This window comes from Cupriavidus sp. GW822-FHT02D05, assembly GCF_058802485.1.
The window spans coordinates 89085-114941 of record NZ_JBXAOE010000005.1 but is presented as its reverse complement, the minus strand read 5'-3'; the positions used below and the strand labels follow the sequence as shown (position 1 = coordinate 114941).

General features: G+C 67.1%; 24 protein-coding genes. 17 read left to right on the top strand and 7 right to left on the bottom strand.

The features are described from left to right. The first annotated feature begins 211 nt into the window (after positions 1-211). The 9 genes from AC1RQK_RS08605 to AC1RQK_RS08565 all read left to right on the top strand — a co-directional run bounded on the left by AC1RQK_RS08605 (position 212) and on the right by AC1RQK_RS08565 (position 9123). Positions 212-1207 (top strand): tripartite tricarboxylate transporter substrate binding protein, encoded by a 996-nt coding sequence (locus tag AC1RQK_RS08605; protein ID WP_492808679.1) that lies wholly within the window; start codon positions 212-214, stop codon positions 1205-1207. Continuing rightward, entirely contained in the window at positions 1207-1995 is a 789-nt protein-coding gene (locus AC1RQK_RS08600; protein WP_492808531.1) for an ABC transporter ATP-binding protein, read from the top strand. The genes AC1RQK_RS08605 and AC1RQK_RS08600 overlap by 1 nt, the downstream gene beginning before the upstream one ends. After that, positions 1992-3002, top strand: coding sequence for a PQQ-dependent catabolism-associated beta-propeller protein (locus AC1RQK_RS08595; protein ID WP_492808529.1), 1011 nt, complete (start codon positions 1992-1994; stop codon positions 3000-3002). Before AC1RQK_RS08600 ends, AC1RQK_RS08595 begins: the two co-directional genes overlap by 4 nt. After that, positions 2995-4176: an ABC transporter substrate-binding protein gene (locus AC1RQK_RS08590; RefSeq protein ID WP_492808527.1), complete on the top strand. Its 1182-nt coding sequence runs from the start codon at positions 2995-2997 to the stop codon at positions 4174-4176. The genes AC1RQK_RS08595 and AC1RQK_RS08590 overlap by 8 nt, the downstream gene beginning before the upstream one ends. Before the next feature lie 18 nt (positions 4177-4194). Continuing rightward, positions 4195-5019 carry an ABC transporter permease gene (locus AC1RQK_RS08585; protein ID WP_492808525.1) on the top strand — a complete coding sequence of 275 codons (825 nt, stop codon included), beginning with the start codon at positions 4195-4197 and terminating at the stop codon, positions 5017-5019. Further along, positions 5016-5780: a quinoprotein dehydrogenase-associated SoxYZ-like carrier gene (locus tag AC1RQK_RS08580; RefSeq protein WP_492808523.1), complete on the top strand. Its 765-nt coding sequence runs from the start codon at positions 5016-5018 to the stop codon at positions 5778-5780. Before AC1RQK_RS08585 ends, AC1RQK_RS08580 begins: the two co-directional genes overlap by 4 nt. Beyond that, entirely contained in the window at positions 5777-6709 is a 933-nt protein-coding gene (locus tag AC1RQK_RS08575) for a quinoprotein relay system zinc metallohydrolase 1 (RefSeq protein WP_492808521.1), read from the top strand. Before AC1RQK_RS08580 ends, AC1RQK_RS08575 begins: the two co-directional genes overlap by 4 nt. 213 nt (positions 6710-6922) lie before the next feature. After that, on the top strand, positions 6923-8665 hold the full coding sequence (locus tag AC1RQK_RS08570) for a PQQ-dependent methanol/ethanol family dehydrogenase (RefSeq protein WP_458761615.1): 1743 nt from the start codon (positions 6923-6925) through the stop codon (positions 8663-8665). Positions 8666-8829: 164 nt separating this feature from the next. Continuing rightward, on the top strand, positions 8830-9123 hold the full coding sequence (locus AC1RQK_RS08565; RefSeq protein WP_492372530.1) for a c-type cytochrome: 294 nt from the start codon (positions 8830-8832) through the stop codon (positions 9121-9123). Positions 9124-9265: 142 nt separating this feature from the next. On the opposite strand, the gene pqqE is transcribed toward AC1RQK_RS08565, so the two are convergent. From pqqE to pqqA, 5 genes are all read right to left on the bottom strand, one after another. Continuing rightward, positions 9266-10471: a pyrroloquinoline quinone biosynthesis protein PqqE gene (gene pqqE, locus AC1RQK_RS08560; protein ID WP_492808519.1), complete on the bottom strand. Its 1206-nt coding sequence runs from the start codon at positions 10469-10471 to the stop codon at positions 9266-9268. Further along, positions 10443-10715, bottom strand: a complete 273-nt coding sequence (pqqD, locus tag AC1RQK_RS08555) for a pyrroloquinoline quinone biosynthesis peptide chaperone PqqD (protein ID WP_035862268.1) — start codon at positions 10713-10715, stop codon at positions 10443-10445. The genes pqqE and pqqD overlap by 29 nt, the downstream gene beginning before the upstream one ends. Further along, positions 10712-11404 (bottom strand): pyrroloquinoline-quinone synthase PqqC, encoded by a 693-nt coding sequence (pqqC, locus tag AC1RQK_RS08550; protein WP_492808516.1) that lies wholly within the window; start codon positions 11402-11404, stop codon positions 10712-10714. The genes pqqD and pqqC overlap by 4 nt, the downstream gene beginning before the upstream one ends. Next, positions 11401-12318 carry a pyrroloquinoline quinone biosynthesis protein PqqB gene (gene pqqB / locus AC1RQK_RS08545; protein WP_492808514.1) on the bottom strand — a complete coding sequence of 306 codons (918 nt, stop codon included), beginning with the start codon at positions 12316-12318 and terminating at the stop codon, positions 11401-11403. The genes pqqC and pqqB overlap by 4 nt, the downstream gene beginning before the upstream one ends. 112 nt (positions 12319-12430) lie before the next feature. After that, complete coding sequence (gene pqqA / locus AC1RQK_RS08540) at positions 12431-12505, bottom strand: pyrroloquinoline quinone precursor peptide PqqA (protein ID WP_006161450.1); 75 nt, start codon at positions 12503-12505, stop codon at positions 12431-12433. An 86-nt stretch (positions 12506-12591) separates the two neighbouring features. Here pqqA and AC1RQK_RS08535 point away from each other — a divergent pair, with 86 nt between their 5' ends. Both AC1RQK_RS08535 and AC1RQK_RS08530 read left to right on the top strand, forming a co-directional pair. After that, entirely contained in the window at positions 12592-13521 is a 930-nt protein-coding gene (locus tag AC1RQK_RS08535; RefSeq protein ID WP_492808512.1) for an alpha/beta fold hydrolase, read from the top strand. A 23-nt stretch (positions 13522-13544) separates the two neighbouring features. After that, positions 13545-14480: an MBL fold metallo-hydrolase gene (locus AC1RQK_RS08530; protein ID WP_492808509.1), complete on the top strand. Its 936-nt coding sequence runs from the start codon at positions 13545-13547 to the stop codon at positions 14478-14480. A 28-nt stretch (positions 14481-14508) separates the two neighbouring features. Here the strand turns inward: AC1RQK_RS08530 and AC1RQK_RS08525 are convergent, their stop codons facing one another. Next, on the bottom strand, positions 14509-16548 hold the full coding sequence (locus AC1RQK_RS08525) for a sigma-54-dependent Fis family transcriptional regulator (protein WP_492372499.1): 2040 nt from the start codon (positions 16546-16548) through the stop codon (positions 14509-14511). 268 nt (positions 16549-16816) lie between these two features. Between AC1RQK_RS08525 and pedF the strand changes: the two genes are divergently transcribed. Both pedF and AC1RQK_RS08515 read left to right on the top strand, forming a co-directional pair. Beyond that, the gene (pedF, locus tag AC1RQK_RS08520; RefSeq protein ID WP_492372500.1) at positions 16817-17296 is read left to right on the top strand and encodes a cytochrome c-550 PedF; all 480 of its coding nucleotides are present in this window, start codon (positions 16817-16819) and stop codon (positions 17294-17296) included. An 87-nt stretch (positions 17297-17383) separates the two neighbouring features. Further along, positions 17384-18277, top strand: a complete 894-nt coding sequence (locus tag AC1RQK_RS08515) for a substrate-binding periplasmic protein (protein WP_492372501.1) — start codon at positions 17384-17386, stop codon at positions 18275-18277. Positions 18278-18427: 150 nt separating this feature from the next. Here AC1RQK_RS08515 and AC1RQK_RS08510 read toward each other — a convergent pair whose 3' ends face one another. Beyond that, a complete protein-coding gene (locus AC1RQK_RS08510) occupies positions 18428-18634 on the bottom strand; it encodes a DUF6494 family protein (RefSeq protein ID WP_416048726.1) in 207 nt (68 codons plus the stop codon). Between the two features lie 412 nt (positions 18635-19046). Here AC1RQK_RS08510 and AC1RQK_RS08505 point away from each other — a divergent pair, with 412 nt between their 5' ends. The 4 genes from AC1RQK_RS08505 (at position 19047) to AC1RQK_RS08490 (ending at position 25848) form a co-directional block, all read left to right on the top strand. Continuing rightward, positions 19047-20948, top strand: a complete 1902-nt coding sequence (locus AC1RQK_RS08505) for a sigma-54-dependent Fis family transcriptional regulator (RefSeq protein WP_492808506.1) — start codon at positions 19047-19049, stop codon at positions 20946-20948. A gap of 299 nt (positions 20949-21247) precedes the next feature. Continuing rightward, entirely contained in the window at positions 21248-22666 is a 1419-nt protein-coding gene (locus tag AC1RQK_RS08500; protein ID WP_492808504.1) for an aldehyde dehydrogenase family protein, read from the top strand. Positions 22667-22751: 85 nt separating this feature from the next. Next, on the top strand, positions 22752-23657 hold the full coding sequence (locus AC1RQK_RS08495) for a transporter (RefSeq protein WP_492808502.1): 906 nt from the start codon (positions 22752-22754) through the stop codon (positions 23655-23657). A 25-nt stretch (positions 23658-23682) separates the two neighbouring features. Further along, positions 23683-25848 (top strand): PQQ-dependent dehydrogenase, methanol/ethanol family, encoded by a 2166-nt coding sequence (locus tag AC1RQK_RS08490; RefSeq protein ID WP_492808500.1) that lies wholly within the window; start codon positions 23683-23685, stop codon positions 25846-25848. The last annotated feature ends 9 nt before the right edge of the window (positions 25849-25857 follow it).

Genomic DNA, 25857 nt, shown 5'->3' with positions numbered 1-25857 from the left:
GGACAGCGCTGCCCCGCGCGCGCAAGCCGTGTTCCGTGGCGGTACAACGCTCGCCAGCGCACTGCACAACGCGCGTCCCTGCTTGATTGGCAGGTGCCCTCCAGGACGATGCGGGAGAAGGCCTGGCGGCGCACAGCGCTCATGCTGCACCGCAGATGGTATCGGCCTTGCTCCTCTAACTGGCATGAACACTTCCACCTCCTGCCACGCCATGCTTCGTCGCCTTGCTTTCGCGCTGCTGCTCTGCCTGGGGTTGTCCCATGGGCTGGCCAATGCGCTGGCCGCGCCGGCGGAGGACGCGCAACGCTTTCCGGTGCGCCCGATCACGTTGATCGTGCCATGGCCGGCGGGCGGTGCCACCGATATCTCGATGCGTGTGCTGGCGGAGCTGGCCGGGCGCGAGCTCGGCCAGCCCATCGTGGTAGAGAACAAGCCAGGTGCCGGCGGCACGCTGGTGGGTGGCGTGCTTGCCGCCGCGCGGCCGGATGGCTACACCATCGGCCAGTTGCCGCTGACGGTCTATCGCTTCCCGCATCAGCAGAAAACCGCATGGCAGCCGCTGCGCGACATCCAGCCGGTGCTGATGATCTCCGGCTACACGTTCGGCATCGTGGTGCCCGCGGACAGCCCCTTCCACACGCTGGATGACCTGATTGCCTGGGGCCGTGCCCATCCCGTGGCGCTGACGGTGGGTTCCACCGGCATCGGCACCACCGCGCACCTCGCCATGGAGGATGTGCTCGGGCGCAGCGGCGTGCGCTACGTGCACGTGCCTTACCGCGGCACCGCGGACCAGATGCTGGCGGTGGCCAATGGCTCGCTGATGGCGGGCGTGAATTCGACCGGCTTCGCACCCTTCGTGGACAGCGCTCGGATGCGCCTGCTGGCCGTGTTCAGCGCGCAGCGCTCGGCGCGCTGGCCCGAGGTGCCGACCGTCAGCGAGCTGGGTTTCGACCACGCGATCCACAACTCGCCCTATGGCATCGGCGTGCCGCGCGGCACCGACCCGCTGATCGTCAGCCGCCTGCACGACGCGTTCCGCATCGCCATGTACCAGCCTCGCCACGTGGCCGAGCTGGCCAGGTACGACCAGGAACTGACCTACCTGAGCACCGCCCGGTACGAAGCCTACCTGCAGCGCGCCTGGGACGTTGAGCGGCGCTTTGCCGAGCGGGTGGGCACGGCGCTGCCGAAGGCACACCTGTGATGGCCCCGGAATCCCAACTGGCACTGCGCTGTGAGGCCGTGCGCAAGCGCTTTGGCAACCAGCATGCGCTGGACGGCGTTTCGCTCGACGTGCGGCGCGGCGAATTCGTTGCGCTGCTGGGCCCCAACGGCGCAGGCAAGACCACGCTGTTCCAGATCCTCAGCGGCTTGTTCGTGGCCGACGCGGGGCGGGTCACGGTCATGGGGATGGATATGCGGCGCCACCCGGTGCGCGCGCTGGCCCGGCTCGGCATCGTGTTCCAGCAGCCGGCCATCGACCTGGACTTGTCGGTCCTGTCCAACCTGCATTTCCATGCTGGCCTGCACGGGCTGCCGCGCCGCGTTGCCGCCGGGCGGATTGCCCGGCTGCTGGAGGATTTCGGCCTGGCCGAGCGGGCCGGGGCGGCCGTGCACGAGCTCTCGGGCGGCAACCGGCGCAAGGTGGAGCTGGCGCGCGCGCTGTTGCACGAGCCTGCCGTGCTGCTGATGGACGAGCCCACTGTCGGGCTCGATCCGGCCTCGCGCGCGCAGCTCGTTGCCGATGCGCGCCGGCTTGCCGCGCAGGCGCAAGCCGGCGTGCTGTGGGCCACGCACCTGGTGCAGGAGGTGGAGCAGGCGGATCGCGTGATCGTGTTGCATCGCGGCGCGGTGCGCTTCGATGGCACCCCGGCCGCGCTGCGCGGCGCAGCCGAGCGCGACAGCCTGGAGCAGGCCTTCCTGGCCTTGACTACCTTCCCCGCATCGCCTGTCCGTGCCACCGCGCGCGCCACCGAGCGCGTCCCCGCATGAACAAGCCGCCCACCCTTGGCTTTATCGCCTGCGCCACCGTGGCCGCCATGCTGCTGCTGATTGCCGCCGGCGTGGCCGGTGCCGCCGAAAGCCGCAATGCCACCGGGCAGGTCTTCGTCTCCAGCGAAAAAGACGATGCCGTGGCCGCCTATAGCGCCGCCAGCAGGCAACTGATCGCCGTCTGGCGGCAATGCAAGCGCCCGCGCCACCTGCAGCTGTCGCCGGACCGGCGGCGCCTTTACGTGGCCTGCAGCGACGATAACCGGGTGGACGTGGTCGACGTGGCGAGCCGCAAGACCGTGGCCTCGCTGCCGGTCGGCGACGATCCGGAACTGTTCGACCTCAGTCCCGACGGCCGCACGCTCTACGTCTCCAACGAGGAGGACGGATTGCTGTCGGCCTACGACATCGCGTCCGGCAAGAAGGTGTTTGCCATCAAGGTGGGTGAAGAGCCCGAGGGCGTGAAGGCCAGCGCGGATGGCAAGCGGGTGTACGTCACCTCGGAAGTGGCCAATCTGGTCCATGTGATCGACGTGGCATCGCGCAAGCTGATCAAGAGTATCCAGGTCGGCAACCGCCCGCGCCGCCTGCTGCTGGCCATGGACGGCAAGGAGCTGTGGGTGACCAACGAACTGGCCGCCAGCGTCAGCGTGATCCGCACCGATACGCTGGAAGTGGTGCAGACCATCGCTTTCACGCCCAAGGGCTTCCGGGCCGAGGACGTGACCCCGGTCGGGCTGGTCGCCAGCAGCGATGGCAAGCGCGCCTATATCGGGCTGGGCCGCGCCAATCACGTGGCCGTGGTCGATGTGGCTTCGCGCCGGGTGCTGGACTACATGCTGGTGGGCCGCCGCGCCTGGGGCCTGGCGCTGACACGCGATAACGCCTTGCTCTACGTGGCCAACGGGCTGTCGGATGACGTCAGCGTGGTCGACACCGCAAGCCGCAAGGCCGTGACCACGCTCAAGGCGGGCAGGGTGCCGCATTCGGTGGCGATCGATGACTAGCCCGGCGACCGGGCTGCGCTGGCTGGCCGTGTTCGCGTGGCTGGCGGCCACCGCGCACGCGGCTGACGTACGGGTGGCCGTGGTTTCCATGGCCGACGATGCGCGCTATGCGCCCAGGCGGATGGAGCAACGCTATCCCGGCCAGCCGCAAGGCCGTCCCGTGGACGGCGCGCGCGTGGCAGCCGCGGAATCGCGCTTTGCGCTGGAAGCCGCCGGGCAGGTCTTGCGGCTCGATGCGCAGGAAGCCGGCAGCGAAGCCGAGGTGGGGCCGATGGTAGCCGCGCTGGCGCGCCAGGGCACGCGCTTTATCCTGCTCGACCTGCCGGCTCCGGCGGTCAGGCTGGCGGCGCGCGCGGTCAAGCCCGGCGAAGCGCTGCTGTTCAACGTTTCCGCCGCCGACGATGAACTGCGCGGCGCCGGCTGCGCTGCGCACCTGCTCCACACGCTGCCCAGCCAGCGCATGCAGGCGGATGCGCTGATGCAATACCTGGCACTGCGAAAGTGGCGCCGTGCGCTGTTGCTGAGCGGGCCGTCGCCGGAAGACGCGGCGCAGCGCGCCGTGCTCACGCAGGCAGCCCGCCGCTTCGGCATTACGTGGTCGGCGCAGCGCGCGTTCAAGCTGTCGAACGATCCGCGCGAGCGCGAGCTGGGCAATCTCAGCCTGCTGACCACCGGCGTGGACTACGACGTGGTGGTGGTCGCCGATGCCGACGGCGAGTTCGCGCGCGGCGTGCCCTATGCCACCCAGTTGCCGCGCCCGGTGGTGGGTGCCAGCGGCCTGACCGCTCAGGCCTGGCACTGGGCCTGGGAGCGCAACGGCGGGCCGCAGTTGAACCGGCGTTTTATCAAGGCAACGGGCCGCCCTATGACCGGCTACGACTGGGCCGCGTGGGTGGCTGTGAAGGCGATCGCCGAAAGCGTGGCGCGGCAGCCCAAGGGCGGCTTTGCCGGGCAGGCCGAGGCCCTGGTCACCGAAGCGGTGGTGGTGGATGGCTTCAAGGGGCCGCCGCTGTCCTTCCGGCGCTGGGACCGCCAGCTGCGCCAGCCGGTCCTGCTGGCGCATCCCGACGGCGTGGTCGGCGTGGCCCCGGTGGAGGGCGTGCTGCATCCGAAGAACAATCTCGACACGCTGGGCGCCGACGCCGCCGACACCGCGTGCCGGCCAGGCAAGTAAGGAGGCGACGCCCGAGCCATGACTACCACCCTGATCCACGCCTGGCGCGCCTTGCGCGCGGTGGCCGGGCGCGAACTGCACAAGTTCTTCCGGCAGCCTGGACGGTTGTTCTCGTCCCTCGTGCGGCCGCTGCTGTGGCTGCTGGTCTTCGCGGCCGGCTTCCAGAACGCGCTCGGCGTTGCCATCGTGCCGCCCTATGACACCTATGTCGAATACAAGGTCTTTGTCACGCCCGGCCTGCTTGGCATGATCGCGCTGTTCAACGGCATGCAGTCCTCGCTGGCGATGGTGTACGACCGCGAGATGGGCGTGATGCGCTTGCTGCTGACCGCGCCGCTGCCCAGGGCCTGGCTGCTGGCCTGCAAGCTGGCCGCCGGCACTTTGCTTTCGTTGCTGCAGATGATCGCCTTCTTGCTTGTCGCCATGGCCTTCGACGTGACCTTCGCGCCGGCATGCCTGCCCGGCGCGCTGGCGGTGATGGTGCTGGCCGCGCTGATGCTGGGGTCGTTGGGCTTGCTGCTGTCGGTGCATGTGCGGCAGCTGGAGAACTTCGCCGGCACCATGAATTTCGTGATCTTCCCGATGTTCTTCATCAGTTCGGCGCTGTATCCGCTCTGGAAGCTGGAGGAGTCCGGTGCCACCGTGGTCTACCAGCTCGCGCGCTTCAATCCCTTTACCCATGCCGTGGAAGCGATCCGCTTCGCCTTGTACGGGCAGGCCGCGCCGGTCAGCCTCGCGGTGGTGGCCGGCTGCACGGCAGTGTTTTTCGCCTTGGCGCTGCTCGGCTACGACCCGCAGCGCGGGATGGCGCGCCGCGTGCGCCAGGCTGGGGGGGCGGCATGAGGCATGCCGTGCCGCTGGCAGCTTGCCTGGCGTTGGCCGCAGCGGGCGCGTGGGCATTGGAGAGCCGCGATCCGTTGCAGTCGCCGCAATGGCCGCTGGTGCGCAAGGAAGCGCTGCAGCAGGCGCCGTTCGTGTTCGACAGCCGCGTCAAGGTCACCGGGCCGGCCTTTGCCGAAGATCCGATGCGGGTGCCGATCGCCTTCGATGCATCGGCGCTCGGCGAGGTGGATCGCATCGTGGTGATGGTGGACCGCAACCCGATCCGCAAGGTGCTGGAGTTCGAGCCGCTCAAGGTGCGTCCCTCGCTGTCGTTGCGCTTCAAGCTGGAGCAGGCCTCGCCGGTGCGCGTGGCGGCCCGCACGCCGGACGGCGTGTGGCATGTGGGCGGGGTGATGGTGGATGCCAGCGGCGGCGGCTGCACGGTGCCGGGCGCGACACGCCGCGACGGCTCATGGAGCACCACGCTGAACCGGGTCGAATCGCGCGTGTTCCCCGGCCTCGGCGGCGCCGGTGGCCGGGTGCGGCTACGTGTGATGCACCCGATGGACACCGGGCTGGTGGCCGGTATCCCCGCCTTCCATGTGGAGTCGCTGAACCTGCTCGACGCCACCCGGGAGGCGATGCTGCGGCTGACGCTATACGAACCGGTCGCTGAAAACCCGATCTTCTCCTTCGACCTGCGCGGGGCCAGCGAGCGCGGCATGACGGTGACCGGGCGCGATAACAACGGCAACCGGTTCGCGGCGCAGGTGACGCCATGAAGCGCGTGCTCGGCATCCTGCTATGGCTGGCAGCGCAGGCGGCGCTGGCGCAGGCAGGGGACTATCACCTGGCGCCACGCCAGGTCGCCGCCGACGTGTGGCTGCTGGAAGGGGCGAATGCGGATTTCGCGCCGGACAACGGCTGCAACATCATCAACACCGCCTTTATCGACACGGGTGATGGCGTGGTGGTGATCAATACCGGGCCGTCGCGCCAGTACGGCGAGCAGCAGCGCCGTGCCATTGCTTCGGTCACGGCGGCGCCGGTACGGCTGGTGCTCAATCTCAACCTGCATCCGGACTACTTCTTCGGCAACCAGGCCTATGCCGACGTGGGCGCCAGCGCGCTGGCCGGCACCATCGACGGCGCCCGGCGCGAAGGGCCTGCTTATGCCGACAACCTCTATCGCCTGTGCGGCAGCTGGATGCGCGACACCGAACCTGCGCCGCCGCGCCACGTGCTGACCCCGGGCCGGCGCACGATCGGCAGGCACACCTTCGATCTGATCCGGATGGACGGCCACACCGCCGACGACCTGGTGATCGTGGACCGCAGCGCCGGCATTGTGTTCGCGGGCGGCGTAGCGTTCCGCGAGCGCGTGCCGACCACACCCCACGCGGATCTCAAGCGCTGGCTGGCCAGCCTGGACCAATTGCAGGCGCTGTTGCGCGACAGCGGCGCGCGGTTGCTGATCCCCAGCCACGGACCGGCGCTCGGCAGCGCGGATGCCGTCGCGCAGACACGCGGCTACCTGCAGTGGCTGGATGCCCGCATGACCCAGGCGGCATCGCAGGGGCGCGACCTGGCCGAGGTGATCGCCATGCCGGTGCCGCAGGCCTACGCCCACTGGGGCGCCATGCCGGCGGAGTACTTGCGCAATGTGACGCACCTCTACCCGGCGTATGAGGACGCCGCGTTGGGACGCTGAGTCAGGGCACGTGTGCTGTTCAATTGCGCAACAACGGCAACGGAGTGTTCCGCGCTGGTACGCCATTGAGGTATCGGCAGGCCGCGATGGGGCCGCTGAGGGCCCGGATGCGGGTGTTTTCCATTGGCATGGGAATTGCCAAGAGTCTGTCTGGTGTGCGTGGCACACCGGCGAGGATCGACAACGATCGACAACAAGAGAGAGGAGCAGACAATGAGAACGTTACGCGTGATGATGGTGCTCGCGGCGACAACCGCGAGCCTGGTGGCGCAGGCCGCGGTGACCGATGCCATGATCGAGAACGACGCGAAGTCGCCGGGCGACGTGCTGTCGTGGGGGATGGGCCCGCAAGGCCAGCGCTTTTCCACGCTGAACCGCATCAACACCAAGAACATCAGCCAGCTGGTGCCGGCGTGGTCGTTCTCTTTCGGCGGCGAGAAGCAGCGCGGGCAGGAAGCGCAGCCGTTGATCCACGACGGCAAGATGTTCGTGACCGCCTCCTATTCGCGCATCTACGCGCTCGACCTGAAGACAGGCACCAAGCTGTGGAAGTATGAGCACCGCCTGCCCGAGGGCATCATGCCCTGCTGCGACGTGGTCAACCGTGGCGCAGCCCTGTACGACAACCTGGTGATCTTCGGCACGCTCGACGCGCAGTTGGTGGCGCTGGACCAGAAGACCGGCAAGGTGGTGTGGAAGGAGAAGATCGAAGACTATGCTGCCGGATACTCCTACACGGCGGCCCCCCTGATCGTCAAAGGCATGGTGCTGACCGGCGTCTCGGGCGGCGAGTTCGGCGTGGTGGGACGGGTCGAGGCGCGCGACGCCAAGACCGGGCAGATGGTGTGGTCCAGGCCAGTGGTGGAAGGCCATATGGGCTACAAGTATGACAAGGACGGCAACAAGACCGAGAACGGTGTGACCGGCACCCAGAACGCCAGTTGGCCCGGCGAGACCTGGAAGACCGGCGGCGCGGCCACCTGGCTTGGCGGCACCTACGATCCGCAGACCGGACTTGCCTACTTCGGCACCGGCAACCCGGGGCCGTGGAACAGCCACATGCGCAAGGGCGACAACCTGTATTCGGCCTCGACCGTTGCCCTCGACCCCGCCACCGGCAAGATTGTCTGGCACTACCAGAACACCCCGAACGATGGCTGGGACTTTGACGGCGTCAACGAGTTCGTGACCTTCGACCAGGACGGCAAGCGCCTGGGCGGCAAGGCCGACCGCAACGGCTTCTTCTACGTCAACGACGCCACCAGCGGCAAGCTGGTGAACGCCTTTCCCTTCGTCAAGAAGATCACCTGGGCCAGCAGCATCGACCTCAAGACCGGCCGACCCAACATGATCGCGGAAAGCCGGCCGGGCGACCCGGCGGCGGGCAGCGATCCGAAGAAGGGCCAGTCCGTGTTCGCCGCGCCGGGCTTCCTCGGGGGCAAGAACCAGCAGCCGATGGCCTACAGCCCGCAGACCGGCCTGTTCTATGTGCCAGCCAATGAATGGGGCATGGATATCTGGAACGAACCCGTGGGCTACAAGAAGGGCGCCGCCTTCCTCGGCGCCGGCTTCACCATCCATCCGCTCAACGAGGACTACATCGGCTCGCTGCGCGCGATCAATCCCAAGACCGGCAAGATCGAGTGGGAAGTCAAGAACTACGCGCCGCTGTGGGGCGGGGTGATGACCACTGCCGGCGGGCTGGTGTTCTGGGGCACGCCGGAGGGCTACCTGAAGGCCGCGGATGCCAAGACCGGCAAGGAACTGTGGAAGTTCCAGACGGGCAGCGGCGTGGTGGCGCCGCCGGTTACCTGGGAGGAGGGCGGCGAGCAGTATGTGGCGGTGGTGTCGGGCTGGGGCGGCGCCGTGCCGCTGTGGGGCGGGGAAGTCGCCAAACGCGTGAATTTCCTGGAGCAGGGCGGATCGGTGTGGGTGTTCAAGCTGCACAAGAGCTGAATGTTGCCGCACACCATGTAGCGTAGCTGCCCTGCGCGTGCCGGCATCGCACACCGGCGCCGGCACGCGCAAGGGCGGGTCGATGATCAAAGCATTGGGACGTAGATATGCAGAAGGCGAAAGGATTCCTGCCGTTGACGGCCACGGCCACGGCCACGGTCGCGATGGTGGCGATGGTGCTGTGTGCCACCCGGGTCGAAGCGGCGCCCGATATGCAGGCGCTGGCCGACAAAAGCGGCTGCTTTTCTTGTCACAGCATGAAGACCAAGGTAGTCGGGCCAGGCTTTGCCGAGGTAGCGGGCAAGTACAAGGGCGACGGGGAAGCACCCGAGCGGCTCGCGAAAAAGATCCGTGAGGGCGGGAAAGGCGTTTGGGGACGGATTCCCATGCCGCCACACGATCAGCTCAGTGAGACGGATGCCAGGAAGCTGGCAGAGTGGGTTCTGAGTATCGGATGAGCATTGGAGGAGACCGGTGTCAGACCTGACGGTCGGATAAAAACCGGAGACGAAGGAAGGATTCGCAAGGACGTTTCACATCGGCCCGCATGGCTGCCCAGGCACGGTGTGAAACGTCTTTGATTTTTCTGTTCTCGATTTTCTATTTACCTCTTTCACTACCAGCGCAGTCCGCTTCGCTGCTTAGCCTGAGCGAATTCCCATCGCTGCGGAAGACCATCCCGTGCTCCCGGCCGCGCGCCTGTGCCTCGGCCAGCCTGCCCTGTAGCACGATCTCCATGACCTTCCCATGGTCTCCCGACCGATCGCACACCGGATCCGTGGCGGCGGCATCGCCGGTCAACAGGAACGCCTGGCAGCGGCACCCGCCATGGTCTTGCGCCTGCGAGTCGCAGGAGCGGCAAGGCTGCGGCAGCCAGTGCGTGCCGCGAAAACGCTGGAAGGCGTCGCTGTTGCGCCATATTTCACGCAGCGATTGCGTGGTGACGTTCGGCAGGTCGAGCCCGGGCAGCATGCGGGCCGCGTGGCAGGGCAGCGCGACGCCGTCGGGCGCCACGCCAAGGAAGGTGGTGCCCCACCCGTTCATGCATTTCTTGGGCCGTTGCTCGAAGTAATCGGGCACCACGAACAGGATCTTGCACCGGTTGCCGATGCGTGCGCGGTATGCATTCACGACCGCTTCGGCTTCGCGCAGCTGCTCATGCGTGGGCATCAACGCCTGCCGGTTCTCCCAGGCCCATCCGTAATATTGGGTGTTGGCCAGTTCCAGGTATTCGGCGCCCATCTCCAGCGCCATCTCGATGATGGCGCCGACATGGGGCAGGTTATGCCGGTGCAGCACGCAGTTCATCACCATCGGATAGCCGTGCGCCTTGATCAGGCGGGCCACGCGTTGCTTCAGGTTGAAGGTACGGGTGCTGGAGAGAAAATCGTTGAGTTCGCGCGTGGAGTCCTGGAACGATAGCTGGATATGGTCAAGCCCGGCGACGCGCAAGGCGGCCAGCCGCGCATCCGTGAGGCCGATGCCAGAGGTGATGAGGTTGGTGTAAAAGCCCAGCCCGTGGGCATGTTCGACCAGTGTTTCCAGGTCTTTGCGCAGCAGGGGTTCGCCGCCCGACAGGCCCAGTTGCACGGCGCCCAGTGCGCGCGCTTGGGTGAAGACGTCGCGCCACTGGGCGGTGTCGAGCTCGGCATCATGCCGGGCATAGTCCACCGGGTTCGAGCAGAAGGCGCAATGGAGCGGGCAGCGGTAGGTCAGTTCCGCCAGCAGCCATAGCGGCGGCCCCGGCGGCCCCGGCGGCGCCATGGCTGCTGGCGGCTCAGACCAGCCAGCCGCGTTCGATGGCATGTTTGACAAAGGCGTGTACCTCTGGTGCGATGCCCTGCACGCCGAAGGCGGACTGCAGGTCGTCGATCAGCATGTCGAGAGTGTGGCTGCCGTCGCAGCGCTGCAGGATGGCAGCCGCGCTGTCGTTGAGCGTGACCATGCCTTCCGGATACAGCAGGATCCAGCTCTGCTGGGCGTCTTCCCACTGCAGGCGAAAGGTCCGGTGCAGCGTCGGCTTGGTCAGGTCGGCTTCGGTCGGGGTCATGGGTGGGCGAGTTGGATGGCGTCGAGCATCGACCACAGGATGTCGAGCTTGAATTGCAGGATGTCCAGCGCGCGCTGCTGCTGCTCCGGCGTGCGGAAGTAGCCAAGCGTCACGCGCAGGCCGTGATCGACGTCGCGCTGCGCAAGCGGAATGCGCGAGCGGAAATAATCCAGGCCTTGCGCTTCGATCCACGGATAGTGCCCGGGCCAGCCGGCCAGGCGCTCCTTGTGGATTTCCGGGGCGAACATCTCGGTCAGCGAGGAGCACACGGCCTCCTGCCAGGGCGAGCGCCGCGCGAAGTTCACATAGGCGTCGACGGCGAAGCGCACGCCGGGCAGCACGTGCCGGTGCGACCACAGCGCATCCCGCGTGAGTCCCACCGCCTGGCCCAGCCGCAGCCAGGCTTCGATGCCACCTTCCTGGGTGTCTGTGCCGTCATGGTCCAGGATGCGCACAACCCACTCGCGGCGCGTGGCGCGGTCGGGGCAGTTGGAGAGCACGGCGGCGTCCTTGAGCGGGATGCTGGTCTGGTAGTAGAAGCGGTTGGCCACCCACGCGCGAATCTGCGCCGGCGTGCATTGCCCGGCCGCCATGCGCAGGTTGAACGGGTGGTGGATGTGATAGCCCGTCTCTTTCGCGCGCAGGCGCGCTTCGAATTCGGCGGGGCTCCAGGCCGTGGCTTGTGTCATAGCGAGATTTCCATGCCGTCGTAGGCCACCTCGATGCCGTGGTCCGCCAGCAGGCCGCGCTGCGGCGAGTCGTCCACCAGGATCGGGTTGGTGTTGTTGATGTGGATCAGGATCTTGCGTGCCTTGGGCAGGCGGTCGAGCGTCTCGATCATGCCGCCCGGGCCGGACAGCGCGAGATGCCCCATGTCCGCGGCGGTCTTGGCGGAGAAGCCTAGCTGCTGCAGCTCATCGTCGCGCCAGCAGGTGCCGTCCACCAGCACCACGTCGGCGCGCTGCAGTTCGTCGAGCACGCGCGGCTCGATGCGGCCCAGCCCGGGCGCATAGAAGGCGCGCCGGCCGGTGGCGGCATCGACAATGCGCAGCCCGATATTGTCGCCACGCTGCGGCGCGTTGCGGTTGGGAGAATAGGGCGGCGCCTTGCTCTCCAGCGGCACCGCCGTGAGCATCACACTATGGAGCGGTGGCACCGTGAAGGGCGCGTCGTCCAGGGCCAGCGTGTGCGTGTCCAGCCCGCAGTAGTGCGACAGCATGCGTGTCAGCGGGAACGCTGTGCCGAGATCCTGCAGGACCGCCGCGGTGGCGTAGACCGGCAGCGCTTGCCGATGCTCGCGCAACATCAAGAGGCCGGTCACGTGATCGATCTGCGCATCCATCAGCACCACCCCGGCAATGCCAGTGTCGCGCGGCTGGCGCGCCGGCTGCAGCGCTGGCGCCTGGCGCAGCTGCTCGAGGATGTCGGGGGAGGCGTTGACCAGCACCCAGTCCTGCCCTGCGTCGCTCAAGGCGATCGACGACTGCGTGCGTGGCGTGGCGCGCAGCGTGCCGTTGCGTACGCCATCGCATTGGCGGCAGTTGCAGTTCCACTGGGGAAAGCCACCGCCTGCGGCCGATCCCAGGACCCGGAGTATTGTCATGGCGCGTATCGATAGGGTTCGTGACAGAGTCGAAGAGCAAAAAGCCCGCCAGCGAGAAAAAAGGCCCGCGGGGAGCGGGCCTTGCCAGGTTGGCGCGTTCAGGCAAAGAGGCTCAGCGGTTGGCGATGTACATCGTGATCTCGAAACCCAGGCGTAGTTCTTTGTAGGCGGGGGTGGTCCAGTTCATGTCTCCTCCTCAGGGGTGGCATAGTTAGTGAATGCATCGTGTTGTCTTGCGGCGGAGATCGCCGCGTTCTTTCCGAGGCAACATCCATGCCCGCAGCGCCCCCGCCGTCCCACTGTTCTTTCCTCTGTATGCGGGATGGCCATCGCATGCATGTGCGACAGGCTGGCCCGGCCACGGGTGATCCTTGGCTGGTGCTTCACGGCGGGCCGGGCAGCGGCTGCAGCCCGTCGATGGTGGCGTGGTTCGATCCGTTGCGGCACCGCGTGGTGATGCCTGACCAGCGTGGCGCGGGCCGTTCGCGGCCCGCCGGGACGCTGCGCCGGAATACGGCGGGCGCGCTGCTGGCAGACCTGGAGCAGCTGCGCCGAGCGCTTGGCGTCCAGCGCTGGAGCGTGGTGGGCGGATCCTGGGGTGCTGCGCTGGCGCTGGCCTATGCCGCGCGCTATCCCGACGCGGTGGCGGCCCTGGTCCTGCGGGGCGCTTTCCTGACTGGCCGCGACGATATCCATCGGCTTTTTTCTCCGCGCGGCGGCGCAATGTTGCGGCGCGTCATGGCAAGGGGCGAGCGGTCGTCCGATGCCCGGGCCCGCCTGCTCACTGTGTCGCGAGTGTTGCAAAGTGGTACGACTGTTCAAAAACTGGACACTGCCGGACAGTGGCAGCGCGCCGAACGGCGGATGCTGGGTCTTGGCCGGACGCAGCTGGTGCGCCAGCCGTGGCGCGAGCGCATGGCGACGGTGGACAAATACCGGGTCCAGGCGCATTACCTGCGCCGCCGCGCCGGGCTGGGCAAGCCGGCGCTGCTGAAGGCAGCGGCGCAGATCGGCGCGCGGGACGTGCCGGTGACGTTGCTGCATGGCCGTGCCGATGCGGTCTGCCGGCCGGCCAACGCCGTGCGTTTGCAGGCGGTCATGCCCCAGGCGCGGATGGTCTGGGTGCCTGGCGGACACTTGCCTGTCGGTGCCATGGCCGAGGCCCTGCGGGCCGCCATTCGCGCGGCGGGCCGGCAGCGGTGACGGATCCCACCCGGCGCGGATTCATGGGCGGCCTGCTGACGATGGCGCTCGGCGGCGCCGGGCCGGCCGCGGCATTTGGCCGCGTGGTGCTGGTGAGGTTGCAGCCTGGTGTGTATGTAGCCAGCGCGGCCAATGCCGAGGTAGCGCGGGCCAATGCCGCAGAGGTGGTGCCGACCCTGGTCCATGTGACCGGAGCCGGGGTGCTGGTGGTCGACCCGGGCCCGCATCTGGCCTGGGGGAACGGGCTGCTGGCGGCGATCCGGGCCGTGACGCCCGAGCCGGTGCGCTGGGTGGTCAATACCCATGCGCATCCCGAGAACGTGCTGGCCAACGCGGCGTTCGCACGCTTGCGGCCGCGCCCCGCGTTCCTGGCCTCTGCCGCCACCGCTGGCCTGATGCGGCAGCGCTGCGAGGCGTGCCTGGCCCGGCTGGCCGCGCAACTGGGGCCAGCGGCGATGCGTGGCACGCAGATCGTGTTGCCTGAACCCGGCTTGCGCCATGGCGAGCGCCTGCAGACCGGCGCCACCGCATGGGAGGTGCAGGTCCACGCGGGGGCGCATAGCGCTTCGGATACTGTGCTGTATGCGCCGCGGCGGCGGCTATTATGCGTGGGCAGCCTGGCCTACCGCGACCGCGTTCCGGAGATGCAGGAGGCTTCCCTGCAAGGCTGGCGGCGCGCGCTGCGCGCCGTGTCCGCGCTACCCGCCGATATCGTGGTGGGCACCGCGCCGGGCACGCCTGCGCAAACGCTGGCGCCCACGCTGGCTTACCTGGACGCGTTGGCCGGCGGTGTTGCCGCCGCACTGCAAGCAGGGGGCGATGCGGCGCGCGTGCTCAGCCCTGCCGCCGCCGAGCCGTACCGCCATTGGCGCTATTTCGCTTCGCGCCATCCCTTGAATGTGCAGCACGCCTGGCGCGAACTGGAAGACCTGTGGATGAACGGCGAGCCGCTGGCCTGAGCGCCAGCCGGCGCGCACGGCTGCCGTCTCAGCCATCCTGCTGCGGCAGCGCGTTGGCCTCGTCCAGCTTCCGGTAGACCGTATTGCGCGAGATGCCGAGCGCCTTGGCCGCCGCGGAAATATTGCCGTGGTGCGCCTTGACCGCGGCGGCGATGGTCAGCACCTCGACGTCGGACAGGCGGGTGGGCTGGGCGCGGGGCGCTGCCCCCGCGGCGCGCTCGCCGTCCGGTGCGGCGTCTGCCGCCACCGTGGCGTCGTGCGTGGGGTGGGTGGCCTGGCGCGCCAGCCGGTCTTCCAGGAAATCGTCGGGCAGGTGGTCCTCGGTGATCTCCGGCTCGCCTTCGGCCATCAGCCGCGCGGTGCGCAGCAGGTTGCCAAGCTGGCGGATATTACCCGGCCAGTGATAGCTGCGGAACATTGCCATGACCGCATCCTTGATGCGCGGTCCCCCGCTGGCCTGGCCCTCGCGCAACAGCTTGTTGGCCACCACATCGAGGTCGCTGCGCTCGCGCAATGCCGGCAGCCGCACCACGAGGCCGTTCAGGCGGTAGTAAAGGTCTTCCCGGAACAAGCCATTGGCGACCTGTTCCCGCATATTGCGATTGGTGGCGCAGATCACGGACACGTCGACGTGGATCACCTTGCTGCTGCCCAGCGGCGTGACCGCGCGCTCCTGCAGCGCTCGCAGCATGCGCGCCTGCAGGTGCAAGGGCATATCGCCGATTTCATCGAGGAAGAGGGTGCCGCCATTGGCCAGCAGCATCTTGCCGATGCCGCCCTTCTTGCGGGCGCCGGTGAAGGCGCCTTCCTCGTAGCCGAACAGTTCGGATTCGATCAGCGTCTCGGGTATCGAGGCGCAGTTGACCGCGATGAAGGGCCCGGCATGGCGCGGGCTGTCGGCGTGGATGGCGCGGGCCAGCAGTTCCTTGCCGGTGCCGGTTTCCCCCAACACCATGATGGGAATATCCTTGCCGATCACCTTGCGCAGCTTGGTGATGACACCTTGGATCTGGGCGTCGCCGGTGTCCAGGTCGTCCAGCCCGGGCTGGGTTGGCTGCGTGGCAGCACGGTGGGGCAGGGAGGTGGCTTCAGGCCTGCATTGGGCCTGCGCGCTGCCACGGTCGATGGCCACCGCCGGAACGGAAGCGGCGGGCGCTTTCCACTCGATGCGTGCGCTGACCTTGACGCCGCTTGGCAGCGGCAAGTGCACGACGCCCCCCTGGACCTTGCGCTCGGCGTCGAACAACTGCGACAGCGACAGGCCGAACAGCGAGGAGAAGGTGTGCGCGTGCAAGGCGCCGACCGACATCCCAAGCTGGAACTGCGCGCTGCGGTTGGCCGACAGGAAGCGTCCGCCCGGCGTAAAGGAGGCGATGCCCTCGACCAGGGTGCCGATAAACTCCGCGCGCGAGTGGAACCGGACACACACCATGTCCTGGAAGGCATTGGCGAACAGCTGGTTCTCGATCATTTGCGCCGACATCCGCACCAGCGCCATGGTGTGCTTGTGGAACCCGCGCTGGTCACCCGTCACGTCGAGCGCGCCGACCGTCTTGCCGTAGGCATCGAGGATGGGCATGCACGAGCACGTGAGGAAGCGGTTGGCCTCCAGGAAATGCTCCGCGCCGTGGACCAGCGTGGCCTTGTTCTCGGCCAGCGCGGTGCCGATGGCGTTGGTGCCCCGGCTTTCCTCGGACCACAGGGCGCCGGGCTGCAAGGCCACCTTGCTGGCCTTGGCCAGGAAATCGTCATCGCCCAGCGAGTGCAGGATCAGGCCGGCAGCGTCCGTCAGGATCACCATGCTCTGCGTGTTGACGATCTGGTCATAGAGTGTCTCCATGACCGGCAGCGCGTAGGTAAACAGCGACTGGCTGCGCTCTATCTGGGTTTTCAGCTCGTTCTGGAGCACCGGGCAGAAGTCCGGCGATTCATAGGGCCGCAAGCCATAGGATTCGGAGCGCTGGTGGGCCTGGGCGATCAGGCCGGGCCGGTCGCCCTCCGCCGGGTTGCCCGTTACCGCCGGCGAGACGCCGGGCACATGCGGGCCAGCGGCCGCTTGGAATGTCATTTTTTCTGTCTCCTGTGGAAGTCGCCCGCGATCTGTGCGCGGGTCGTTCCGGGGCCTGGCGTGATCGACATGGCCCGGAAGTGTTGCGTCATGAAGCAAAACGCTTGCCAGGGTGTTGCATTCCAGGGCACTGGTGTTGGCCTGCTGTGTCACACGCTAACCATTTGCCGGGGCCCGGCCCGGTTTTTGGCCCACTTTGCGCTTGGTATGGCTTTTGCGGAAGTCACCTTCAAAACGAGTTCAACAACTGGAACTGGAGGTGACACTGATGAAAACACCACGCCGCACACTTGCCCTGATTGCCATCTGCACGCTCCTGGCCGCAGCGCTACCCCAAGCCGCATCGGCTCATGGCGACGTCACGCCGCAAGCTGTGGACACCAAGACACTACCGCAACTCGGCGAAGAATGGCGTCCGGATAATCCATACAGGACCGGCGATGCGCAGCAGGAAGCACTGCGTATCGGCTCCTCGGCCTACAACCAGAACTGCGCGCGCTGCCATGGGCTGGAAGCGGTGTCCGGCGGCATCGCGCCGGATCTGCGCAAGCTCGATGGCGATTGCACGGCGCTGGCCAACGCGAAGAAGAAGCAGGAATGCATGGGCGAGGTCTCGCAATACTTCACCGCCACCGTGCGCAAGGGGCGTACGCGCGACGGCCGGGTCTACATGCCGCCGTTCGACGGGGTGCTGAGCCAGGAAGCCGTCTGGTCCATCAAGACTTACCTCGAATCGCGCCACGAGTAAGGGGAGGAGGGGGGCTGCCCGCGCTTGCCCGGATTCCCGTACCCCCGGATTCACAACCACAAAGATCAAAAAAACAGGAGACCTCCCATGCGCGCCAGCTCTTTCCGCGGCCTCGCTCCCTCCATGCCAGTCCCGGCTGGCCCCCGTCGCCTGGCCGGCGCACTGCTGGCGGTTGCCGCGCTCGCCTGCGCCCAGCCGTCGCTGGCCGATATGGCCAAGATCCGCCAGAGCGGGACCTTGAAGGTGGCCGTCTATAAGAGCCTGCCGCCATTCTCCACGGCGGCGGGCAACCCGTTGCCGGGCATCGACGTGGCGCTGGCGAAGGCCCTGAGCAAGCAGATGGGGCTGGCGGTGTCGCTGCTGCCGTTTGACGCTGACGAGAACATGTCCGACGACCTGCGCAACATGGTCTGGCGTGGCCATTACCTGGGCTATGGCCCGGCGGATGTGATGCTGCATGTGCCGGTGGACCGTGCGTTCATGCGCGCGAACGACAAGGCGCTGATCTTTGCGCCCTATCACCGCGAGATGTTCGTGCTGGTACACGACCGTGAGCGCGTCCCCGAGGTCCGCCAGCTAGGGGATCTGGCCGGGCAGCCTACCGGCGCGGAAGCGGGCTCCGCCGGTGCCAATGCCCTGTTGTCCGGAGCGCAGGGCGCGCTGCGCGACAAGGTGAAGATCTATGCCGGGCCAGACGAAACGCTGCGCGCGCTGTTTGCCGGCGAGATTGCCGCGGCAATGGTCACGCGCTCGCAATACGAAAGCGCGCTCAAGGCGGCTGGCCAGTCCGCCGCGCGTTTCGCCGCGGTGGACGTTGCCTCGCCGCTGCTGCCGGCGCGCGGCTGGGCCATTGGCATGGCGGTCAAGGCGCACGAGAGCGAACTCGCCGAGTCACTGCAGAACGCGCTGGACGCGATCCGCCGCAGCGGCGAGCTGCAGCAGATCTTCGCGCAGTACGGGGTGTCGCTGCAAACGCCGTGAGGTTCTCCAGCCGGAGTATCGGCATTGACCGCGATCTGCATGGTGGATCGCAGTTCGCACACTCAACGGCCATCGACATCAACGCATGGGCTTCGCCCGTCGAGCGGGATCATCCAACTGATGGTGGCGCCAGTGCATCGGCAAGCGACTTCACTCGAGCTGAATCTCGCCGTCGAACTGGACCTTGACCTGCAAGGCGGCTAGTTCCAGCGTGACCACGACCGGGAAGCGTTCGGTTCCGGTGATGGTGCCGGCGGCGATCGCCTTGGACACCGCCAGCTCGATTTCCCGCTGCGAGCTCACGCCGACGACTTTGAGGAACTTGCGGATGCTGAGGTTGAAGGTTTCTTCGTTCATTGCGCTCTCCTGGCTGCTGCCACAAGGAAAGACTAGGCGCTGGGATGCATTTTTGCTGCCTGAAGTGGATCCGGCCTGCGTGGCCAACCAGGAGACCACGTCAAAAATGGCGACTGCCTGGCGCAACGGCGGCTGGCAAAGCGGGTCTAGTGGTGCCGGCCGTACCTGTAGTGTTCCTGGCAAAATTGGCCGGCATTGGCCGGCACTGTCTCAAATTGAGACGGTGTGCCGCTCGTTTCGTGGGCGGGGAGCCGGCCTCGTGCTTGCGCGCTAGGTGAAAACCATGTTCCGCACCGTCATGCGCTTGAAAACGGGGGGTGCCTCACTTACAGTTCCTCTCCAGCGCGCGCCCCCCGCCGCGGCAGCAGCGGCAGTTAGCGCCATCAGAACAAGACCGTACGGAGACGACTGAATGAGGCATGCATCGATTGGCCCGGCAACAGACGTGCAGCTTGCGAGACGGAATTTTTTCGACGGGAAGCGCATTCCTCCCGGGACCGTATCCGACCTGATTGCCAGGAGCTGGCAACGCGCCTCTAACGCTGGCATGCGGCCCGAGGATCAGGCGCTGTTCAGCACTGCTGTCTCGCGCACGCAGCTGCAGTGGATCGAGGATGAACATCGGGTGCTGATCGAGGCCTCCGGCGAGGACATGGAGATTCTGGCGCGCGCGTTTCCCGCGCAGCACTGGCTCGTGTTCTGCACCAACGCCGACGGCATGATCGTCAGCTCCAACGCGGGCGCCCGTGCCGGGATTGGCCCGGCTGCCGCGGCCGTGCTCCGGGGCGGCAAGCGCGTATGCGAGAGTTCGCTCGGCACCAACGCGCCGGCCTGCGTGCTGATCGAAGGCGGCGGGGCGGTGGAGATTCGGCGCGGCGAGCATTATCTCAATGAGCTTGTCGACGTGGTATGCGCGGCGGCGCCAATCTACGACTGCCACGACCAGCTGATCGGCGTGATCGACATCACCGGTTTCGGCGTGGACCTGCCCAGCTACGCGCTCAGCCTCGTGCAGTCGGCCGCCATGTCGATCGAGAACCGGCTGTACGCCAGGCTGCATGGCTGCCGCATCCTGCATCTGCATCATGACCATCGCATGCTGCACACGCCGGCCGAGGGCATTGTCGCGATCTCGGGCGATGACGTGATTGTGGCCGCCAACCGTGCCGCGCGGCAGATGCTGAAACTGCGCGGCGCTGGCGGTGCCGGTACTGAGTTGCGCCAGGTCTTCGCCAGCGGTCTGCATGGCACGGTGGTATCCAGCCATGGATCGCTGAGCGCGCTCGGCGGCGAGCGCTTCTTTGTTTCGCTTGACCAGCCAACGGCGCCCAGGCGCGGGCGTCAGCAGCATGGCAGCGATGGCGCCAAGCCGGCCGACAACGGGTCATGCGTGATTGCCGATGCGGCGCTGTCCCGCACCGTCGAGAAGGCCGTGACCGTGATCCGCGAGCAGGTGCCGGTGATCGTGCTGGGCGAGACCGGTACCGGCAAGAGCATGCTGGCGCGCGCCCTGCACGAGGCCAGCCGGCCGGGCGAAGCCTTCGTCTCGCTCAACTGCTCGGCGATTCCCGAAAGCCTGGCCGAAGCCGAACTGTTCGGCTATGCCGACGGTGCATTTACCGGCAGCCGCAAGGGCGGCAGCGCGGGCAAGATAGAACAGGCAAATCATGGCACGCTCTTCCTCGATGAGATCGGCGATATGCCGCTGGCGCTGCAGACCCGGCTGCTGAGCGTGCTGCAGGAGCGCAGCCTGACCCGGATCGGCAGCAGCAAGCCGGTGCCGGTCGATATCTCCGTGATCTGCGCGACCCACCGCCATCTTCCCGACCTGGTGCGCGAGGGCACCTTCCGGGAGGACTTGTTCTACCGCCTGAATGGCATGTCGGTGCGCATGCCTGCCCTGCGCGAGCGCACGGACATGCCCGAGCTGGTGGCGTCCGTGCTGCAGTCGCTCGCGCGCGGGCGGTCCAAGCGGCTCGACGCCGATGCCATGGCCCTGGTCATGTCGCACCACTGGCCCGGCAATGTACGCGAACTCCACCAGGTGCTGCGCGCAGCCATTGCCTTGTCCGGCGATAGCGAAATCGTGCGGCGCGAGCATTTCGACGACTGCTGGGTGGCGGCGGCGGCCGGCACACCGGCGCTGGAGGCGCGGCCAGCCCTTGGCCACTCCACCGTCATGGCGGATGTGCAGAACGAGCTGATCCACAGGACCCTGGCTCAGCTCAGTGGCAATCGCTCGCAGGCTGCGCGCGCGCTGGGCATCTCGCGCGCCACCCTGTATCGCAAGCTGGCGCGCCACAACCCCGGCTGATCGCAGCCGGACTAGCATCCTCTCTCAGGGCCCCCGATGATCGCGTGCGCGGTTATCGGGGGCTTTTTCTTTTCCCTGCGTGTCTCAGTTGTGTCGAGACACCGGCGCAGTTTGAGACAGCAATACGGCGCCGCTTGCACGTACACCCACATCCATTGGGCCTGGGGAGCGGCCGCAACGCGCGGGATGGCGTGGATGCGACGGCAAGCGCGCACACGCACGATGCGCCGGGCACGCCCTTTGCAGTTAGCAGTACGAGCGCATGAGCGCTACCTGCACAGACAGAGGAGACAGACAATATGCCAAGCAATGCAGCACTGGTGATCGGCGGCAAGCTGGTCGAGGGCGGGGCCCTGCTGGACGTGATCAATCCCGCCACGGGTAAGGTGTTCAATACGGTATCCCGCGCGACCGAGCGCGATGCGCACGCGGCGGTGGCGGCGGCCAAGGCGGCCCAGCCGGCCTGGGCGGCGCTCGGCCTGCCAGCGCGCCGGGCCTTGCTGCTGCGCTTCGCTGACGAAATGGCGGCCAACGCGGAAGACCTTGCCGCGTCGCTGGTGCTGGAGCAGGGCAAGCCGCTGGCCGAGGCACGCCAGGAGCTGCAGTTCGCGCTGGCGTTCGTGCGCCATATCGCCGGCATGGAGCTGCCGGTATCGGTGGTGCAGGACGATGCGACCCATCGCATCGAAGTCCATCACAAGCCGCTGGGCGTGGTCGCCGCCATTGCCGCGTGGAATTTCCCGGTGCTGATCGCCGCCTACAAGATCGCGCCCGCGCTGCTGATGGGCAATACCGTGGTGCTCAAGCCCGCGCCGACCACGCCGCTGGCTTCGCTGCAGCTCGGCGCCATCGCCAACGGCATCTTCCCAGCAGGCGTGCTCAACGTGATCACCGATCTCAACGATCTGGGCGGCCTGCTGACGTCGCATCCCGACGTGGCCAAGGTCTCGTTTACCGGCTCCACCGCGACGGGCAAGAAAGTGATGGAAAGCGCCGGGCCCCGCCTCAAGCGCATCACGCTGGAGCTTGGCGGCAACGACGGTGCGATCGTGCTCGACGACGCCAACGTGGCGCAAATCGCGCCCAGGATCTTCGGCAGCGCCTTCTACAACTGCGGGCAGGTATGCCTGGCGCTCAAGCGCCTGTACGTGCATGCCTCCATCCATGACGCGCTTTGCGATGCGCTGGCCGAACTGGCCAGGCAGGCCGTGGTTGGCAACGGCGCCGAGCCCGGCGTGACCCTCGGGCCGTTGCAGAACGCCATGCAGTTCGACAAGGCCGGCCGCTTCCTGGCCGCGGCCCGGCGCGACGGCAAGGTGCTGGCCGGCGGCGCCGCGCTCAAGGGCGACGGCTACTTCATCGCGCCCACCATCGTGCGCGACCTGCCCGACACCAATGCGCTGGTCGCCGAGGAACAGTTCGCGCCGATCCTGCCGGTGCTCAGGTACGAAGACCTGGACGATGCCGTGGCGCGCGTAAACGGCTCGCCCTACGGCCTGGGTGGCTCGGTCTGGTCGTCCGACCAGGCGCGTGCCTATGCCGTGGCGCAGCGGCTCGACGTGGGCACTGCGTGGGTCAACCATCACCTGCATTTCGGCCCGCACATCCCCCTGGTGGGCGCCAAGGAGTCCGGCGTGGGCGTGGAGTTCGCCGCCGAGGGCCTGGCCGAATATGCGCAACTGAGCGTGATCAATATCGCGCGCCAGCAGGCAGCCTGAGCGCCTGCGGCATCCTGCCCGTCAGACCCGGCACGGCCCTCTGGCTGTGCCGCGGCATGGGCACACAACAAAAAATGGAGGAGACATGCAACAACAAGGACCGGCCATGCGCCGGAGGACGCGTTCGGCCCTGCGCCATGGCAGCGTCATCGCGGCCCTGCTGCTGGCGGCAGCGCCCGCGCACGCCATCGACGTGGACGCCGGCGACTATACCGCGCTGCCGGCGGGCACCAACCTGGGCATGCTTTACTACCAGCACGCGGAGCGTGACAAGGTCTACGCCAGCGGCAGGCAGGTGGCCGGCGGCAACCTGAACTCGGATATCGGCATCGCGCGCTATGTGCATTTCATGGACATCGCCGGTTTTACCGTCGACCCGCAGATCTTGCTGCCGTTCGGCAACCTGCGCGGGCGCGACCAGCTGAGCGGGCTCGGCAGCAGTGGCGGCATGGGCGATCCGATCCTGGCCGCGACCGTATGGCTGGTCAACCAGCCGCAGCAGAAGCGGTACTTCGGCATGACGCCGTTCCTCTACGTGCCGGTTGGCAGCTACGACAAGGAACGGGCACTCAACCTTGGCGAGAACCGCTGGAAGTTCGCCTTGCAGGCAGGCTACATCACGCCCCTGGTCGGCAAGTTCACCCTCGACCTGATCGCCGACGTGACCTTCTATGGCGACAACAACAAGTTTGGCGCGGCCTCGGCCACCCTGAAGCAAGCCCCGCTGTTCCAGGGCCAGGGCTGGCTGCGCTACAACTTCACCGACACCTTCGACATCCGCGGCGGGCTGTCCTACACGGCCGGCGGCGAAAGCAAGGTGAACGGCGTCTCCCGCAACGACAACACCAATAGTTCCAAGTTTTCACTGGGGATGGCGTGGTTCCCGACGCCGACCGTACAGGTGCTGGGCACCTATGGGCAGGACATCTCGGTGCGCAACGGGCCGATGGAAGGCAGCCGTTTCAATCTTCGCGTGCTCAAAGTATTTTGACCGGACCTGACAAGGAAAGCAGACCATGATGAGAAGAAGCAGGAGCAAGAGCAAGCAGGACAGGGCAGCCGCGCTGTGGCTGGGAACGTTCGCGGCGGTTGCGCTGGCATCACCGGCGGGCGCGGCGCTCGGCGCCGACGCCGCGCCCGCCAGGGCACTCACTGTGCAAAAGGTGCGTGCCATCACCGCAGGTATCGACGGTGCGGCGATCCGCGCCAATGAGCGCGGCACCGCCAACTGGCCTTCCTACGGGCTGGACTACGCGGAAACGCGTTTCAGCCAGCTCGACCAGGTCAACACCGGCAACGCCGCGCAGCTGGGCCTGGCCTGGTCCTATGACCTGGAATCGACGCGCGGGGTCGAGGCCACGCCGCTGGTGGTCGATGGCGTGATGTATGTGACGGCGCCGTGGAGCGTCGTCCATGCCATCGACGCGCGCACCGGCAAGCGGCTCTGGACCTACGATCCCAAGGTGCCGCGCAATCTCGGCTACAAGGGTTGCTGCGACGTGGTGAACCGCGGCGTGGCGGTCTACAAGGGCAAGGTCTTCGTCGGTGCCTTCGACGGCCGGCTGGTGGCCATCGACGCCGCGACCGGCAAGAAGGCGTGGGAGCAGGACACCGTGGCGGATCACAAGTTCTCCTACACCATCACCGGCGCGCCGCGCGTGTACAAGGGCAAGGTCATCATCGGCAACGGTGGGGCGGAGTACGGCGCGCGCGGCTACATCACCGCCTACGACGCCGAGACCGGTGCGCAGCGGTGGCGCTGGTTCACGGTGCCGGGAGACCCCGCCAAGCCGTTCGAGAACGAGGCCATGGCCCGCGCGGCCGGCACCTGGGACCCGAGCGGCAAATACTGGCTCAATGGCGGCGGCGGCACCGTGTGGAACACCATGGCCTTCGACCCCGAGCTGAACCTGATGTATATCGGCACCGGCAACGGTGCGCCCTGGAGCCGCAAGCTGCGCAGCCCCGGCGGCGGCGACAATCTCTACCTGGCCTCGGTGGTGGCGCTCAATCCCGATACCGGCGAATACGTCTGGCACTACCAGGAAACGCCGGGCGACAATTCCGACTACACCTCGACGCAGGACATCATCCTGGCCGACCTCAAGATCGACGGCCAGCCGCGCAAGGTGATCCTGCACGCGCCAAAGAACGGCTTCTTCTTCGTGATCGACCGCACCAACGGCAAGTTCATCTCGGCGAAGAACTTCGTCGACGTGAACTGGGCCACGGGCTACGACAAGGATGGGCGGCCGGTCGAGAGTCCGCTTGCCAATACCAGCCTCAAGCCGGTCGACGTGGTGCCTGGCCCGTTCGGCGCGCACAACTGGCATGCCATGTCGTTCAACCCGCGCACCGGCCTGGCCTATATTCCGGCGCAGCACGTGCCCCTGACCCTGGCGGACGACAAGGCGTGGGCGCGCAACCAGAAGGACTCTCAGGAAGCGCACAGCGGGGTAGGATGGAATCTCGGCATGCTGGTCAATGCCGAGCCACCGACGAGCAAGCCGTTTGGCAGGCTGATCGCATGGGACCCGATCGCGCAGAAGGTGGTCTGGCACCAGGACTATACGGGGCCGTGGAACGGCGGCACGCTGACCACGGCCGGCAACCTGGTGTTCCAGGGCACCGCGGACGGCCGCTTCATCGCCTATAACGCGGCTAATGGCGAAAAGCTATGGGAGGCGCCGGTCGGTACGGGGGTTGTGGCCCCGCCGGTCACCTACCTGGTCGACGGCAAGCAGTACGTGTCGATTGCGGTAGGGTGGGGTGGCGTGTTCGGCCTGAGCGCACGCGCCACCGACCGCAAGGCACCCGGCACGGTCTACACGTTTGCCGTGGGCGGCAAGGCCAAGGCCGCCGAAGCGGCAGCATATCCGATGGCCGAGTTGTTGTCCGGCGTCAAGTACAACCCCGCCCATGTGCAGGAAGGGCAGAAGCTGTACGTCAACAACTGCGTGTTCTGTCATGGCGTGCCGGGGGTGGACAAGGGCGGCAATATCCCCAATCTGGCTTACGTCGGGTCCGGCTTGATCGAGAATCTGGGCAAGATCGTGTTCAACGGTCCCTTCGTACAGCAGGGCATGCCGGATTTCACCGGCAAGCTGACCGCGCAGGACGTGGAGAAGATTCAGGCTTTCATCCAGGGTACGGCAGACGCAGTACGGCCAAAGAAGCCCTGAGCTGAATCG